This window comes from Burkholderia sp. BCC1638 (assembly GCF_902833195.1).
In the GTDB taxonomy this organism is placed as follows: Bacteria; Pseudomonadota; Gammaproteobacteria; order Burkholderiales; family Burkholderiaceae; genus Burkholderia; species Burkholderia diffusa.
The window spans coordinates 1-16,222 of sequence record NZ_CADFEC010000015.1; the positions used below are offsets into that span (position 1 = coordinate 1).

Annotated in this window: 9 protein-coding genes, 4 tRNA genes and 2 rRNA genes; all 15 read left to right on the forward strand. The window is 60.9% G+C overall.

Translation table 11 applies throughout. From position 1 onward, the window contains the following. A 23S ribosomal RNA gene (locus tag HWX22_RS18575) occupies positions 1-113 on the forward strand; the annotation flags it as partial. A 157-nt stretch (positions 114-270) separates the two neighbouring features. Then, positions 271-383 (forward strand): 5S ribosomal RNA (rrf, locus tag HWX22_RS18580). 1,883 nt (positions 384-2,266) lie between these two features. Continuing rightward, a tRNA-Tyr gene (locus HWX22_RS18585) sits at positions 2,267-2,352 on the forward strand. A 43-nt stretch (positions 2,353-2,395) separates the two neighbouring features. Then, positions 2,396-2,469, forward strand: a tRNA-Gly gene (locus tag HWX22_RS18590). Positions 2,470-2,494: 25 nt separating this feature from the next. After that, a tRNA-Thr gene (locus tag HWX22_RS18595) sits at positions 2,495-2,569 on the forward strand. A gap of 65 nt (positions 2,570-2,634) precedes the next feature. Next, a complete protein-coding gene (tuf, locus tag HWX22_RS18600) occupies positions 2,635-3,825 on the forward strand; it encodes an elongation factor Tu (protein ID WP_006482910.1) in 1,191 nt (396 codons plus the stop codon). Positions 3,826-3,884: 59 nt separating this feature from the next. After that, positions 3,885-3,960: transfer RNA gene (locus HWX22_RS18605), tRNA-Trp, on the forward strand. A gap of 42 nt (positions 3,961-4,002) precedes the next feature. Beyond that, the gene (gene secE, locus HWX22_RS18610; RefSeq protein ID WP_059535562.1) at positions 4,003-4,383 is read left to right on the forward strand and encodes a preprotein translocase subunit SecE; all 381 of its coding nucleotides are present in this window, start codon (positions 4,003-4,005) and stop codon (positions 4,381-4,383) included. A gap of 1 nt (position 4,384) precedes the next feature. After that, the gene (gene nusG, locus HWX22_RS18615) at positions 4,385-4,942 is read left to right on the forward strand and encodes a transcription termination/antitermination protein NusG (protein ID WP_006400672.1); all 558 of its coding nucleotides are present in this window, start codon (positions 4,385-4,387) and stop codon (positions 4,940-4,942) included. A 140-nt stretch (positions 4,943-5,082) separates the two neighbouring features. Further along, on the forward strand, positions 5,083-5,514 hold the full coding sequence (rplK, locus tag HWX22_RS18620) for a 50S ribosomal protein L11 (RefSeq protein ID WP_006400671.1): 432 nt from the start codon (positions 5,083-5,085) through the stop codon (positions 5,512-5,514). Further along, positions 5,515-6,213 carry a 50S ribosomal protein L1 gene (gene rplA, locus HWX22_RS18625; protein WP_059535563.1) on the forward strand — a complete coding sequence of 233 codons (699 nt, stop codon included), beginning with the start codon at positions 5,515-5,517 and terminating at the stop codon, positions 6,211-6,213. Positions 6,214-6,508: 295 nt separating this feature from the next. Beyond that, positions 6,509-7,006 (forward strand): 50S ribosomal protein L10, encoded by a 498-nt coding sequence (gene rplJ / locus HWX22_RS18630; protein WP_038715103.1) that lies wholly within the window; start codon positions 6,509-6,511, stop codon positions 7,004-7,006. Positions 7,007-7,069: 63 nt separating this feature from the next. Then, complete coding sequence (gene rplL / locus HWX22_RS18635; RefSeq protein ID WP_021161757.1) at positions 7,070-7,444, forward strand: 50S ribosomal protein L7/L12; 375 nt, start codon at positions 7,070-7,072, stop codon at positions 7,442-7,444. Positions 7,445-7,821: 377 nt separating this feature from the next. Beyond that, complete coding sequence (gene rpoB / locus HWX22_RS18640) at positions 7,822-11,928, forward strand: DNA-directed RNA polymerase subunit beta (protein WP_175908469.1); 4,107 nt, start codon at positions 7,822-7,824, stop codon at positions 11,926-11,928. Positions 11,929-11,949: 21 nt separating this feature from the next. Then, on the forward strand, positions 11,950-16,191 hold the full coding sequence (gene rpoC / locus HWX22_RS18645; RefSeq protein WP_059820866.1) for a DNA-directed RNA polymerase subunit beta': 4,242 nt from the start codon (positions 11,950-11,952) through the stop codon (positions 16,189-16,191). Positions 16,192-16,222 lie beyond the last annotated feature (31 nt).

Below are 16,222 nucleotides of genomic sequence, written 5' to 3' on the forward strand. Positions count from 1 at the left end.
GGGACTAGATCCCCTTGAAGGGTCGTTCGAGACCAGGACGTTGATAGGTCAGGTGTGTAAGCGCAGTAATGCGTTCAGCTAACTGATACTAATTGCCCGTAAGGCTTGATCCTATAACAAGTCTGCCTTGTAGATCGGCGCCGTGCGACAGCACCGGCCGCAAGATCCAGAGCGACATGTTGGATTCTCGTGTGTGATACACACAACTCAAAATTACTGCTTCTTCCCAGATTGGTTCTGTTGGCCACGCCAGCAGGACAACCCCCTTTGCCTGATGACCATAGCGAGTCGGTCCCACCCCTTCCCATCCCGAACAGGACCGTGAAACGACTCTACGCCGATGATAGTGCGGATTCCCGTGTGAAAGTAGGTAATCGTCAGGCTCCCTCAAGCCAAGAACCCCCGCCCAAAAGGCGGGGGTTTTTGCATTGGCGCGATGGAAATGCGAGTGCAGGCAATCGAACCTCTCCGTTTGCTGCTCAAGCGCGTCGCCGGAATCCACCGCTTTCCATCATCCCGGACCAATCACCCGCTGATTCGCTGCAATCTCCAGCCAGGGAGGCGACTCGGGCCGGTTCGGCGACGCCTCCGGCAACGCATTTTTCCGGCCAATGTAGGTGACTATGTTCGAGGCGCGGGGTCGCCGGTGTATGGCTGGCGCGTTTCATGGCAAATCCACGGCAGCTCGAGGCCGCGAGAGCATACCCGTTAGCATCCGAATGACGACCGAAATTCCCACGGAGCCCCCCGCCGACGCCCAGTGTCGGGAGATGAGGTCGGTTTGCCTGCTCGATCCCGTCAGACGTCCCCGTGTAGCTTCTGACGAGAGCGAGCTACCAGATTCGAAGGGCATAGGCTTCGTCAACGAGCGAACGAGCTGCGCCACCGAAAAAGCCACGATCTTAGCCATCAACGCGAAATGCATACCGCTCGCGTCGACGCTGGTCGACGCATGAGGTGCACGCGGCGCTCGGATCACCCAGCGCGGAATGCTCGCCCGGTACAATTCGCGGATCCAATTTTTGCCCCTGATCTCGGCACAGCGTGAGCATCGCCGGGGCGGCGAGCAGCCGACGTTGAGGTGCTCGTGTCGGACGTTAGCTTCCCTGGCACGTAGTCCGCAGGAGGCGTCGCATAGGCATCTCGGTCAAAGTCGACGCAGAAGAACCGCCGGTCGACGCCGGATACTTCGCCGCCGCCTACAAGGCGGCGATGCCAGCGAGCGCAACGGCCCCGGAGGCAGTCGCGGACGCATGATGTTGAACACCCCTTCGTCCCACCTGATTGCGGCTCGCGGCGACGATGACACCACCCGGAGCGGTCCGGAAGCTCGACCTGCCCCGACGTCCTGGTGCCGCTGATACGCGACGATCTGCACGTACACCTCTGGCCATCATGTCGGCCACGCGTCACCGTCGCAGCGGACGCGCCGCGGTGCAGCAAGTATCGCGCCGGACCTTCGCGCAGCGGATCAACATGAGCGTCTGGTCGGACTATCGCAGCGAAGCTGCGCTATACGTCCGATATCCGATACGACACTCGGCCCGCTGACCACGGACTTCAACGTTGTTATGTGCCGTACGAACTGGCGCGCCTTTTTTGAGCGTCCTGTTGCAGCATTGTGATGCCGCGGGAGTGCGACATGGAGGCAACGAAGACCGCGCGAAGGCACGAGAGAAGTCCTGATTTTGAATGAGGCGGCGGGGGCAGTGGGGCCCGATCGCGTCAAAACGGGATGGTATCGCGCCTGTTTTCTGTCCGCAGGAAGGAAGCGTGAGCCAATGGCGGCCCCTGTTCTGACGGTTCGATTCCTGCGTGTCGCAGCGGAGGATGCGAGCAGGCGCTATATCCGGAATCCGATGTCCGGTGTGGCGGAGCCTCTGCATAGAGCCTGGCTGACCCCGGCCGGGCGGTGTGCTGGCGCGCCACAGTTACACGGCTTCGGATTGGTCCTGGCGTTTGCCGGATGCCTTTGCAAATCCCGCCGGCATGGAAATTGCGGATTTTTTGCATCTACCCGCTTGGCATTATGCGCGGAAGGCCTTATGATGGCGGTCTTTCGTTTTTAGCGAAGATGCAAATCGACGCTGAAGACGGAGGTCTGACGAAGATGTGGGCGCCGATCGGCGATCCTCTCGTGCTTGCCTCAGCCGGGCGAGCGTGGGTGTCGGGTGAGTCGCGCAAGTGGGCTGGAAGAGAATGAAAATAATCTTCCGGATTTGCTTGACAAGAGTGCGATGCACCCCCATAATCGTCAGTTCTCTACGGAGGGGTGCCCGAGTGGCTAAAGGGGGCAGACTGTAAATCTGTTGGCTTACGCCTACGTTGGTTCGAATCCAACCTCCTCCACCAGAACATCAGCGCAGAGAGCGGTAGGGAATCGTTAGTGGCCCGTGCGGGTGTAGCTCAATGGTAGAGCAGAAGCCTTCCAAGCTTACGACGAGGGTTCGATTCCCTTCACCCGCTCCAGTCCGTGTAGTTGAAGCGTAATAGCGCCCATGTGGCTCAGTGGTAGAGCACTCCCTTGGTAAGGGAGAGGTCGGCAGTTCGATCCTGCCCATGGGCACCAGCAGTAAAAAGTCAGTGTCTGTTTGCGCGCGGCGCAACATGTGAAATTCCTTTCGGGAGTTGAAAATGGCCAAGGAAAAGTTTGAGCGGACCAAGCCGCACGTCAACGTTGGTACGATTGGTCACGTTGACCACGGCAAGACGACGCTGACGGCAGCGATCACGACGGTTCTGACGAAGAAGTTCGGCGGCGAAGCGAAGGCCTACGACCAGATCGACGCGGCACCGGAAGAAAAGGCGCGCGGCATCACGATCAACACGGCACACGTCGAGTACGAAACGGCAAACCGCCACTACGCACACGTCGACTGCCCGGGCCACGCTGACTATGTGAAGAACATGATCACGGGCGCAGCGCAGATGGACGGCGCGATCCTGGTTTGCTCGGCAGCAGACGGCCCGATGCCGCAAACGCGTGAGCACATCCTGCTGGCGCGTCAGGTTGGCGTTCCGTACATCATCGTGTTCCTGAACAAGTGCGACATGGTGGACGACGCTGAACTGCTCGAGCTGGTCGAGATGGAAGTTCGCGAACTGCTGTCGAAGTACGACTTCCCGGGCGACGACACGCCGATCGTGAAGGGTTCGGCGAAGCTGGCGCTGGAAGGCGACACGGGCGAGCTGGGCGAAGTGGCGATCATGAGCCTGGCAGACGCACTGGACACGTACATCCCGACGCCGGAGCGTGCAGTTGACGGCGCGTTCCTGATGCCGGTGGAAGACGTGTTCTCGATCTCGGGCCGCGGTACGGTGGTGACGGGTCGTGTCGAGCGCGGCATCGTGAAGGTCGGCGAGGAAATCGAAATCGTCGGTATCAAGCCGACGGTGAAGACGACCTGCACGGGCGTTGAAATGTTCCGCAAGCTGCTGGACCAAGGTCAGGCAGGCGACAACGTCGGTATCCTGCTGCGCGGCACGAAGCGTGAAGACGTGGAGCGTGGCCAGGTTCTGGCGAAGCCGGGTTCGATCACGCCGCACACGCACTTCACGGCTGAAGTGTACGTGCTGAGCAAGGACGAAGGCGGCCGTCACACGCCGTTCTTCAACAACTACCGTCCGCAGTTCTACTTCCGTACGACGGACGTGACGGGCTCGATCGAGCTGCCGAAGGACAAGGAAATGGTGATGCCGGGCGACAACGTGTCGATCACGGTGAAGCTGATCGCTCCGATCGCGATGGAAGAAGGTCTGCGCTTCGCAATCCGCGAAGGCGGCCGTACCGTCGGCGCCGGCGTCGTCGCCAAGATCATCGAGTAAGCCAGTTATTCGTTGATCGACAGTTTTGGGGCTGGCAGCAGCCGGCCCCAACATGGTTTAGGGGTATAGCTCAACTGGCAGAGCGTCGGTCTCCAAAACCGAAGGTTGGGGGTTCGATTCCCTCTGCCCCTGCCAAAAATCGCCACGTGTCCCACGTGGCATTTGTTTTAAGGTGTTATGGCGAATCCATCCGTCGAAACTGTAAATACCTCCGGCGATAAGCTGATGCTGGCCCTGGGCGTATTGCTGGTCTTGGCCGGATTCGTGGGCTTCTTCTGGCTGGCCAACCAGCAGTGGTATGTCCGCGGCGCCGCATTGGCGGTAGGTATCATCGCCGGCGTGGCCGTCGGTCTGATGTCCGTGCCTGGCAAGAGCCTCATCGCATTTGCCAAGGATTCGTACAAGGAAGTCCGCAAGGTCGTATGGCCCACCCGCAAGGAAGCAACGCAAACCACGCTTGTCGTGTTCGGTTTCGTGCTCGTGATGGCGATTTTCCTCTGGTTGAGTGACAAATCGATCGAATGGGTGATTTTCTCGGCGATTCTGGGTTGGAAATGATATGAGCGATACTCCGGCATCCCCGAGCGGAAAGCGTTGGTACGTCGTGCACGCCTACTCCGGTATGGAGAAGAGCGTGCAGCGCGCGCTTCAGGAGCGCATTGAACGTGCTGGCATGCAGGATAAATTCGGTCAGATCTTGGTTCCGACCGAAGAAGTGGTCGAAGTCAAAGGCGGCCACAAGGCTGTAACCGAGCGTCGTTTCTTCCCCGGCTACGTGCTGGTGGAAATGGAGATGACGGACGAAACGTGGCACCTCGTGAAGAACACGGCGAAGGTCACGGGTTTCGTCGGCGGTGCACGTAACCGCCCGACCCCGATTTCCCCGAAGGAAGTCGAAAAGATCATGTCGCAGATGCAGGAAGGCGTCGAGAAGCCGCGCCCGAAGACCCTGTTCGAAGTTGGCGAGATGGTGCGTGTCAAGGAAGGCCCGTTCACGGACTTCAACGGCACCGTCGAGGAAGTCAACTACGAAAAATCGCGCGTGCGTGTGTCGGTCACCATCTTTGGCCGCTCTACCCCGGTCGAACTCGAGTTCGGTCAGGTCGAAAAAGTTTGATCCCGATTCGGTGGGCAGCCTCGGCTGCCCACCTTCGCGCTTACGGCTCGCGTTATGGCCGTTGAGGAGCGTCAGTAGCCAACGGCGAACGCGCGTTATCACTCACCGAACGCCGTCTGGCGTTCCAACGAGGTTTACAAATGGCAAAGAAGATTGTCGGCTTTATCAAGCTGCAGATTCCTGCAGGTAAAGCCAACCCGTCGCCGCCGGTCGGTCCGGCACTGGGCCAGCGCGGCCTGAACATCATGGAGTTCTGCAAGGCGTTCAACGCGCAGACTCAAGGCATGGAGCCGGGTCTGCCGGTGCCGGTGGTCATCACGGCATACGCTGACAAGAGCTTCACGTTCGTGATGAAGACGCCGCCGGCGACCGTCCTGATCAAGAAGGCGGCGAAGGTGGACAAGGGCTCGAGCAAGCCGCACACCGACAAGGTCGGTTCGATCACGCGCGCTCAAGCCGAAGAAATCGCGAAGACCAAGATGCCGGACCTTACGGCAGCTGATCTGGATGCAGCCGTTCGCACCATCGCTGGTAGCGCACGCTCGATGGGCATCACTGTGGAGGGCGTGTAAATGGCTAAGATCTCCAAGCGCCGTCAGGCATTTGCCGCCAAGGTCGACCGTCAGAAGCTGTACGCGATCGAAGACGCACTGGCACTCGTGAAGGAATGCGCGAGCGCGAAGTTCAACGAATCGATCGACGTCGCAGTCCAGCTCGGCATCGACGCGAAGAAGTCGGACCAAGTCGTTCGTGGTTCGGTCGTTCTGCCGGCAGGTACGGGCAAGTCGGTTCGCGTTGCCGTGTTCGCACAAGGCGACAAGGCCGAGCAGGCTCGTGCAGCAGGCGCGGAAATCGTCGGTATGGAAGACCTGGCTGAGCAGATCAAGGCTGGCCAGATGGACTTCGACATCGTGATCGCTTCGCCGGACACGATGCGTATCGTCGGTACGCTCGGTCAGATCCTCGGCCCGCGCGGCCTGATGCCGAACCCGAAGGTCGGCACGGTCACGCCGGACGTCGCGACTGCAGTCAAGAACGCGAAGGCTGGTCAGGTGCAATTCCGTGTCGACAAGGCCGGTATCATCCACGCGACCATCGGCCGTGCATCGTTCGAATCGACCGCACTGCGTTCGAACCTGTCGGCACTGATCGAAGCGCTGCAGAAGGCCAAGCCGGCAACGAGCAAGGGCGTCTACCTGCGCAAGATCGCACTGTCGAGCACGATGGGTGTCGGCGTGCGTGTCGACCAGGCTACGCTGGCAGCACAGTAAGCAAGTATTCGGGCCGCTTCGTTCGCGAAGCGGCCTACATGGGCTTTGGGCGGTTGTTCGTGCAGCAGGGCGGGCAACCGGTTATCAAAGACCGTTGGTGGGGCGCAGCAGGCAGGCGATCCCTTAATTCAAGCCAACGCAGATGGCGAACCCGAAAAAGTTTTGCAGTGGTGAAGCCGCAGGTCGTGAAGCGATTCACGGCTTGAGGTGGAAATACTCCTAACGAGGTCGGACGCCGTTGTTGAACGAGGTACGTGAGGTTTCGTGCCGAACGTATCGTTTCTGGAGGCTAACCGTGCCGCTTAATAGAGAAGACAAGCAAGCCGTCGTCGCTGAGGTTGCCGCGCAAGTCGCGAAGGCCCAGACCGTTGTGCTGGCTGAGTATCGTGGAATTGCGGTTGGCGATCTGACCAAGCTGCGCGCGAAAGCGCGTGAGCAACAGGTTTACCTGCGCGTGTTGAAGAACACGCTGGCGCGTCGCGCTGTTGAAGGTACGCCGTTTGCTCCGCTGGCAGAGCAGATGACTGGCCCCCTGATCTACGGCATCTCGGAAGATGCAATTGCTGCTGCTAAGGTCGTCAACGACTTCAGCAAGAGCAATGACAAGTTGGTCATCAAGGCTGGTTCGTTCGATGGCAAGGTGATGGACAAGGCTGGCGTGCAAGCGCTGGCAAGCATCCCGAGCCGTGAAGAACTGCTCTCGAAGCTGCTGTTCGTTATGCAATCGCCTGTTTCGGGCTTCGCGCGTGCTCTTGCCGCGCTGGCCGAGAAGAAGCAAGCAGAAGCTGCGTAATCGAGCGTGCATCAGCGTCACTGATCGCTGGCTGTATCCGAATTCAATTTAGGAGTATTTCAAATGGCAATCGCAAAAGAAGACATCCTGGCAGCAGTCGAAGGGATGACCGTTCTGGAACTGAACGAACTGGTCAAGGCATTCGAAGAGAAGTTTGGCGTGTCGGCAGCTGCAGTGGCAGTCGCTGGCCCGGCAGGCGGCGGCGCTGCTGCTGCAGCAGAAGAGAAGACCGAATTCACGGTCGTCCTGGCTGAAGCAGGCAGCAACAAGGTTGCAGTCATCAAGGCAGTTCGCGAACTGACGGGCCTGGGCCTGAAGGAAGCGAAGGACGTCGTTGACGGCGCACCGAAGGCTGTCAAGGAAGGCGTCGACAAGGCTGCTGCTGAAGAAGCCAAGAAGAAGCTGGAAGAAGCAGGCGCGAAGGTCGAAGTCAAGTAAGTTTCGACGCGCTGTGCGAAGGCTGGCGGTATTTTCACCGCCGGCCTTTTTGTGCTTTGTGGGGACGTTATTCTGGCACTCATTCGGGAGCCCGAATAATCGGCCCCAGAAGCCAAAGAAAACCGCCGAATCGTAAGCGATGGTCGCGATCGGCGTTTCTCTTTGTCTTCTGAAGCGACTGCAGAAGGCAAGTTTGGTCGGGTAGCGGGCAACACAGGCATCCGCTGCCGTCAGCCAGCGGTTGGTAGCGGCCAACCACCAAGCTTCTCGGCTCGTTCAAGCCATCGGGCGGCCATCGGGTCTCAGTCGGTGAACACTCGGGTTCGAAACGTCCAGGTATCCCGCCTCGACAGCACCCGCCGTGATTCGGAGATCGTATGCAATATTCCTTCACCGAGAAGAAGCGCATTCGCAAGAGTTTCGCGAAGCGCCCCATCGTTCACCAAGTTCCGTTCTTGCTGGCCACCCAGCTTGAATCATTCAGCACGTTTCTGCAAGCCGATGTGCTTGGCACGCAACGCAAGCCTGAAGGTTTGCAAGCCGCATTCACATCGGTATTTCCCATTGTTTCGCACAACGGTTTCGCGCGCCTCGAGTTCGTGAGCTATGCACTGTCCGCGCCGGCATTCAATATCAAGGAATGCCAGCAGCGTGGCCTGACGTACTGCTCCGCGCTGCGCGCGAAGGTCCGCCTCGTCATCCTCGACAAGGAATCGCCGAACAAGCCGGTCGTCAAGGAAGTGAAGGAGCAGGAAGTGTACATGGGCGAAATTCCGCTCATGACGCCGACGGGCTCGTTCGTCATCAACGGCACCGAGCGTGTCATCGTCTCGCAGCTGCACCGTTCGCCGGGCGTGTTCTTCGAACACGACAAGGGCAAGACGCACAGCTCGGGCAAGCTGCTGTTCTCGGCACGGATCATTCCGTACCGCGGCTCGTGGCTCGACTTCGAATTCGATCCGAAGGACATCCTGTACTTCCGCGTCGACCGTCGCCGCAAGATGCCGGTCACGATCCTGCTGAAGGCTATCGGCCTCACGCCGGAACAGATCCTCGCGAACTTCTTCGTGTTCGACAACTTCACGCTGATGGACGAAGGCGCGCAACTCGAGTTCGTGCCCGAGCGCCTGCGTGGTGAAGTCGCGCGCTTCGACATCACGGATCGCGACGGCAAGGTCATCGTCCAGAAGGACAAGCGGATCAACGCGAAGCACATTCGCGACCTCGAAGCCGCGAAGACCAAGTACATCTCGGTGCCGGAAGACTATCTGCTCGGCCGCGTGCTGGCGAAGAACGTCGTCGACGGCGACACCGGCGAAGTGATCGCGACCGCGAACGACGAAGTCACGGAAAGCGTGCTCGAAAAGCTGCGCGAAGCGGGCATCAAGGATATCCAGACGCTCTACACGAACGATCTGGACCAGGGTCCGTACATCTCGTCGACGCTGCGTGTCGACGAAACGACCGACAAGACGGCCGCGCGCATCGCGATCTACCGCATGATGCGTCCGGGCGAGCCGCCGACCGAAGAAGCGGTCGAGGCGCTGTTCAACCGTCTGTTCTACAGCGAAGAAGCGTACGACCTGTCGAAGGTCGGCCGTATGAAGTTCAACCGCCGCGTCAGCCGTGACGAGATCACCGGCCCGATGACGCTGCAGGACGACGACATCCTCGCGACGATCAAGATCCTCGTCGAACTGCGCAACGGCAAGGGCGAAGTGGACGACATCGACCACCTCGGCAACCGTCGCGTGCGTTGCGTCGGCGAACTGGCGGAAAACCAGTTCCGCGCGGGTCTCGTGCGTGTCGAGCGCGCGGTCAAGGAACGCCTCGGCCAGGCCGAAAGCGAAAACCTGATGCCGCACGACCTGATCAACTCGAAGCCGATTTCGTCGGCGATCCGCGAGTTCTTCGGTTCGTCGCAGCTGTCGCAGTTCATGGACCAGACCAACCCGCTGTCGGAAATCACGCACAAGCGCCGTGTTTCCGCACTGGGCCCGGGCGGTCTGACGCGCGAACGCGCAGGCTTCGAAGTTCGTGACGTGCACCCGACCCACTATGGCCGCGTGTGCCCGATCGAAACGCCGGAAGGTCCGAACATCGGTCTGATCAACTCGCTCGCACTGTACGCGCACCTGAACGAGTACGGCTTCCTCGAGACGCCGTACCGCAAGGTCGTGGACAGCAAGGTGACCGACCAGATCGACTACCTGTCGGCGATCGAGGAAGGCCGCTACATGATCGCGCAGGCGAACGCCGCGATCGACGAGAACGGCACGCTGGTCGACGAACTCGTGTCGTCGCGTGAAGCCGGCGAAACGATGATGGTCACGCCGGACCGCATCCAGTACATGGATGTCGCGCCGTCGCAGATCGTGTCGGTTGCTGCTTCGCTGATCCCGTTCCTCGAGCACGACGATGCGAACCGTGCACTGATGGGTTCGAACATGCAGCGTCAGGCCGTGCCGTGTCTGCGTCCGGAAAAGCCGGTCGTCGGTACGGGCATCGAGCGCACCTGCGCGGTCGACTCGGGCACGACCGTTCAGGCGTTCCGCGGCGGCGTCGTCGACTATGTCGACGCAGGCCGTATCGTGATTCGCGTGAACGACGACGAAGCGGTCGCAGGTGAAGTCGGCGTCGACATCTACAACCTGATCAAGTACACGCGTTCGAACCAGAACACGAACATCAACCAGCGTCCGATCGTGAAGATGGGCGACAAGGTCTCGCGCGGCGACGTGCTGGCCGACGGCGCCTCGACGGACCTGGGCGAGCTCGCGCTCGGCCAGAACATGCTGATCGCGTTCATGCCGTGGAACGGCTACAACTTCGAAGACTCGATCCTGATCTCGGAGAAGGTCGTGGCCGACGATCGCTACACGTCGATCCACATCGAAGAGCTGAACGTCGTTGCACGCGACACGAAGCTCGGGCCGGAAGAAATCACGCGCGACATCTCGAACCTGGCGGAAGTCCAGCTCGGCCGTCTCGACGAATCGGGCATCGTGTACATCGGTGCTGAAGTCGAAGCGGGCGACGTGCTGGTCGGCAAGGTCACGCCGAAGGGCGAGACCCAGCTGACGCCGGAAGAGAAGCTGCTGCGCGCGATCTTCGGCGAGAAGGCTTCGGACGTGAAGGACACGTCGCTGCGCGTGCCGTCGGGCATGAGCGGCACCGTGATCGACGTCCAGGTGTTCACGCGTGAAGGCATTCAGCGCGACAAGCGCGCGCAACAGATCATCGACGACGAACTGAAGCGCTACCGTCTCGACCTGAACGACCAGCTGCGCATCGTGGAAGGCGACGCGTTCCAGCGTCTCGCACGGATGCTGGTGGGCAAGGTCGCGAACGGCGGTCCGAAGAAGCTCGCGAAGGGCACGAAGATCGACCAGGCTTACCTGGAAGACCTCGACCACTACCACTGGTTCGACATCCGCCTCGCGGACGACGAAGCAGCGGCATCGCTCGAAGCGATCAAGAACTCGATCGAGGAAAAGCGTCACCAGTTCGACCTCGCGTTCGAAGAGAAGCGCAAGAAGCTCACGCAAGGCGACGAACTGCCGCCGGGCGTGCTGAAGATGGTCAAGGTGTACCTCGCGGTGAAGCGCCGCCTGCAGCCTGGCGACAAGATGGCAGGCCGCCACGGTAACAAGGGTGTCGTGTCGAAGATCGTCCCGATCGAAGACATGCCGTACATGGCCGATGGCCGTCCGGCAGACGTCGTGCTGAACCCGCTCGGCGTGCCGTCGCGGATGAACGTGGGTCAGGTTCTGGAAGTGCACCTCGGCTGGGCCGCGAAGGGCCTCGGCTGGCGTATCGGCGAAATGCTGCAGCGTCAGGTGAAGATCGAGGAACTGCGCGTGTTCCTGACCAAGATCTACAACGAGTCGGGCCGCCAGGAAGACCTGGAAAGCTTCACCGACGACGAGATCCTCGAACTCGCGAAGAACCTGCGCGAAGGCGTGCCGTTCGCAACGCCGGTGTTCGACGGTGCGACCGAGGAAGAAATGGGCAAGATGCTCGACCTCGCGTTCCCGGACGACATCGCGGAACAGCTCGGCATGAACCCGTCGAAGAACCAGGTCCGCCTGTACGACGGCCGCACGGGCGAGATGTTCGAACGTCGCGTGACGCTGGGTTACATGCACTACCTGAAGCTGCACCACTTGGTCGACGACAAGATGCACGCGCGTTCGACCGGCCCGTACTCGCTCGTCACGCAGCAGCCGCTGGGTGGTAAGGCGCAGTTCGGTGGCCAGCGTTTCGGTGAAATGGAAGTGTGGGCACTCGAAGCGTACGGCGCGTCCTACGTGCTGCAGGAAATGCTGACGGTGAAGTCGGACGACGTGACCGGCCGGACGAAGGTTTACGAGAACCTCGTGAAGGGCGATCACGTGATCGATGCAGGCATGCCGGAATCCTTCAACGTGCTCGTGAAGGAAATCCGCTCGCTCGGTATCGACATCGATCTCGACCGCAATTAATCGGACTACGGAGAGAAAGCAATGAAAGCTCTGCTCGATCTATTCAAGCAAGTCCAACAGGAAGAAGTTTTCGACGCGATCAAGATCGGTCTGGCCTCGCCGGACAAGATCCGTTCGTGGTCGTTCGGTGAAGTGAAGAAGCCGGAGACCATCAACTACCGTACGTTCAAGCCGGAACGCGATGGTCTCTTCTGCGCGAAGATCTTCGGGCCGATCAAGGACTACGAGTGCCTGTGCGGCAAGTACAAGCGTCTGAAGCACCGCGGCGTGATCTGCGAGAAGTGCGGCGTCGAAGTGACGCTGGCGAAGGTGCGTCGTGAACGGATGGGCCACATCGAGCTGGCCTCGCCGGTCGCGCACATCTGGTTCCTGAAGTCGCTGCCGTCGCGTCTGGGCATGGTGCTCGACATGACGCTGCGCGACATCGAACGCGTGCTGTACTTCGAAGCATACGTGGTGATCGAACCGGGCATGACGCCGCTGAAGGCGCGGCAGATCATGACCGAAGAGGATTACTACAACAAGGTCGAGGAATACGGCGACGAATTCCGTGCCGAAATGGGCGCGGAAGGCGTGCGTGAACTGCTGCGCGCGATCAACATCGACGAGCAGGTCGAGACGCTGCGCACCGAGCTGAAGAACACCGGCTCGGAAGCGAAGATCAAGAAGTACGCGAAGCGCCTGAAGGTCCTCGAGGCATTCCAGCGCTCGGGCATCAAGCCCGAGTGGATGATCCTCGAGGTGCTGCCGGTGCTGCCGCCGGAACTGCGTCCGCTCGTGCCGCTGGACGGCGGCCGTTTCGCGACGTCGGACCTGAACGACCTGTATCGCCGCGTGATCAACCGTAACAACCGGTTGAAGCGTCTGCTCGAGCTGAAGGCCCCTGAAATCATCGTCCGCAACGAAAAGCGGATGCTGCAGGAAGCCGTCGACTCGCTGCTCGACAACGGTCGTCGCGGCAAGGCGATGACGGGCGCGAACAAGCGTCCGCTGAAGTCGCTCGCCGACATGATCAAGGGCAAGGGCGGTCGTTTCCGTCAGAACCTGCTGGGCAAGCGCGTCGACTACTCGGGCCGTTCGGTCATCGTGGTCGGCCCGACGCTGAAGCTGCACCAGTGCGGCCTGCCGAAGCTGATGGCGCTCGAGCTGTTCAAGCCGTTCATCTTCAATAAGCTGGAAGTGATGGGCGTCGCGACGACCATCAAGGCTGCGAAGAAGGAAGTCGAGAACCAGACGCCGGTGGTGTGGGACATCCTCGAAGAGGTGATCCGCGAGCATCCGGTGATGCTGAACCGTGCGCCGACGCTGCACCGTCTCGGTATCCAGGCGTTCGAGCCCGTGCTGATCGAAGGCAAGGCGATCCAGCTGCACCCGCTCGTCTGCGCGGCGTTCAACGCTGACTTCGACGGTGACCAGATGGCCGTTCACGTGCCGCTGTCGCTCGAAGCGCAGATGGAAGCGCGGACGCTGATGCTGGCGTCGAACAACGTGCTGTTCCCGGCCAACGGCGATCCGTCGATCGTGCCGTCGCAGGATATCGTGTTGGGTCTGTACTACGCGACCCGCGAAGCGATCAACGGCAAGGGCGAAGGCCTGTCGTTCACGGGCGTGTCGGAAGTGATCCGCGCGTACGAGAACAAGGAAGTCGAGCTGGCATCGCGCGTCAACGTGCGGATCACCGAAATGGTCCACAACGAAGACAAGTCGGAAGGCGCGCCGGCATTCGTGCCGAAGATCTCGCTGTACGCGACGACCGTCGGTCGCGCGATCCTGTCGGAGATCCTGCCGCACGGCCTGCCGTTCTCGGTGCTGAACAAGCCGCTGAAGAAGAAGGAAATCTCGCGCCTGATCAACACCGCATTCCGCAAGTGCGGTCTGCGTGCGACGGTCGTGTTCGCCGACCAGCTGATGCAGTCGGGTTTCCGTCTCGCGACGCGTGCCGGCATTTCGATCTGCGTGGACGACATGCTCGTGCCGCCGCAGAAGGAAACGATCGTCGGCGACGCCGCGAAGAAGGTGAAAGAGTACGACCGCCAGTACATGTCGGGTCTCGTCACCGCGCAGGAACGCTACAACAACGTGGTCGACATCTGGTCGGCAACGTCGGAAGCGGTCGGCAAGGCGATGATGGAGCAGCTGTCGACGGAGCCGGTGACGGACCGCGACGGCAACGAGACGCGCCAGGAGTCGTTCAACTCGATCTACATGATGGCCGACTCGGGCGCCCGGGGTTCGGCGGTGCAGATTCGTCAGCTTGCCGGTATGCGCGGCCTGATGGCGAAGCCGGACGGCTCGATTATCGAGACGCCGATTACCGCGAACTTCCGCGAAGGCCTGAACGTGTTGCAGTACTTCATCTCGACCCACGGTGCACGTAAGGGTCTGGCTGATACGGCACTGAAGACGGCAAACTCGGGTTACCTGACCCGTCGTCTCGTCGACGTCACGCAGGATCTGGTGGTGGTCGAGGACGATTGCGGCACGTCGAACGGCGTGGCGATGAAGGCGCTGGTCGAAGGCGGTGAAGTCGTCGAGGCACTGCGCGACCGTATCCTCGGCCGCGTCGCGGTCGCGGACGTCGTGAACCCGGAAACGCAGGAAACGCTGTACGAATCGGGCACGCTGCTCGACGAAACGGCGGTCGAGGAAATCGAACGCCTCGGCATCGACGAAGTGCGCGTGCGCACGCCGCTGACCTGCGAAACGCGTTACGGTCTGTGCGCGGCCTGCTACGGCCGTGACCTCGGCCGCGGCTCGCTCGTGAACGTCGGCGAAGCAGTCGGCGTGATCGCGGCACAGTCGATCGGTGAACCGGGCACGCAGCTGACGATGCGTACGTTCCACATCGGTGGTGCGGCATCGCGTGCGGCAGTGGCGTCGTCGGTCGAAGCGAAGAGCAACGGTATCGTGCGTTTCACGGCGACGATGCGTTACGTCACCAACGCGAAGGGCGAGCAGATCGTCATCTCGCGTTCGGGCGAGGCGCTGATCACCGACGATATCGGCCGCGAGCGCGAACGTCACAAGATCCCGTACGGCGCGACGCTGCTGCAGCTCGACGGCGCGGCGATCAAGGCCGGCACGCAGCTGGCGACGTGGGATCCGATGACGCGTCCGATCATCACCGAGTACGGTGGTACGGTGAAGTTCGAGAACGTCGAGGAAGGCGTGACCGTCGCGAAGCAGATCGACGACGTGACCGGTCTGTCGACGCTGGTCGTGATCGACGTGAAGCGTCGCGGTTCGCAAGCTTCGAAGAGCGTGCGTCCGCAGGTGAAGCTGCTCGACGCGAACGGCGACGAAGTGAAGATCCCGGGCACGGAACACGCGGTGCAGATCGGCTTCCAGGTCGGCGCACTGATCACCGTGAAGGACGGCCAGCAAGTGCAGGTGGGTGAAGTGCTCGCACGTATCCCGACCGAAGCGCAGAAGACGCGTGACATTACCGGCGGTCTGCCGCGGGTGGCGGAACTGTTCGAAGCGCGTTCGCCGAAGGATGCCGGCATTCTCGCGGAAGTCACCGGCACGACGTCGTTCGGCAAGGACACGAAGGGCAAGCAGCGTCTCGTCATCACGGACCTCGAAGGCAATCAGCACGAGTTCCTGATCGCGAAGGAAAAGCAGGTGCTGGTCCACGATGCTCAGGTCGTCAACAAGGGCGAAATGATCGTGGACGGCCCGGCCGATCCGCACGACATCCTGCGTCTGCAGGGTATCGAGGCGCTGTCGCGCTACATCGTCGACGAAGTGCAGGACGTGTATCGTCTGCAGGGCGTGAAGATCAACGACAAGCACATCGAGGTGATCGTTCGCCAGATGCTGCGTCGTGTGCAGATCACCGACAACGGTGATACGCGCTTCATCCCGGGCGAACAGGTCGAGCGTTCCGACATGCTGGACGAGAACGATCGCATGATCGCCGAGAACAAGCGTCCGGCGTCGTACGACAACGTGCTCCTCGGTATCACGAAGGCGTCGCTGTCGACCGACTCGTTCATCTCGGCGGCATCGTTCCAGGAAACGACCCGCGTGCTGACCGAAGCGGCGATCATGGGCAAGCGCGACGATCTGCGCGGTCTGAAGGAAAACGTGATCGTCGGCCGTCTGATCCCGGCCGGTACGGGTCTCGCGTTCCACAAGGCACGCAAGGCGAAGGAGATGTCCGACCGCGAGCGTTTCGATCAGATCGCAGCGGAAGAGGCATTCGACTTCGGCACGCCGAGCGCGCCTGCGGAAGAGCCGCAACACCCGGCAGCCGAATAAGCACGGGCGGCGCGAACCGCCTCACGTTGCG

What these genes read in the sequence shown, in the direction of transcription:
- rplL (WP_021161757.1), top strand. Translation starts at nt 7,070, where the DNA reads ATGGCAATCGCAAAAGAAGACATCCTGGCAGCAGTCGAAGGGATGACC.
- nusG (WP_006400672.1), top strand. Translation starts at nt 4,385, where the DNA reads ATGAGCGATACTCCGGCATCCCCGAGCGGAAAGCGTTGGTACGTCGTG.
- rpoB (WP_175908469.1), top strand. Translation starts at nt 7,822, where the DNA reads ATGCAATATTCCTTCACCGAGAAGAAGCGCATTCGCAAGAGTTTCGCG.
- tuf (WP_006482910.1), top strand. Translation starts at nt 2,635, where the DNA reads ATGGCCAAGGAAAAGTTTGAGCGGACCAAGCCGCACGTCAACGTTGGT.
- rplK (WP_006400671.1), top strand. Translation starts at nt 5,083, where the DNA reads ATGGCAAAGAAGATTGTCGGCTTTATCAAGCTGCAGATTCCTGCAGGT.
- rplA (WP_059535563.1), top strand. Translation starts at nt 5,515, where the DNA reads ATGGCTAAGATCTCCAAGCGCCGTCAGGCATTTGCCGCCAAGGTCGAC.
- rpoC (WP_059820866.1), top strand. Translation starts at nt 11,950, where the DNA reads ATGAAAGCTCTGCTCGATCTATTCAAGCAAGTCCAACAGGAAGAAGTT.
- secE (WP_059535562.1), top strand. Translation starts at nt 4,003, where the DNA reads ATGGCGAATCCATCCGTCGAAACTGTAAATACCTCCGGCGATAAGCTG.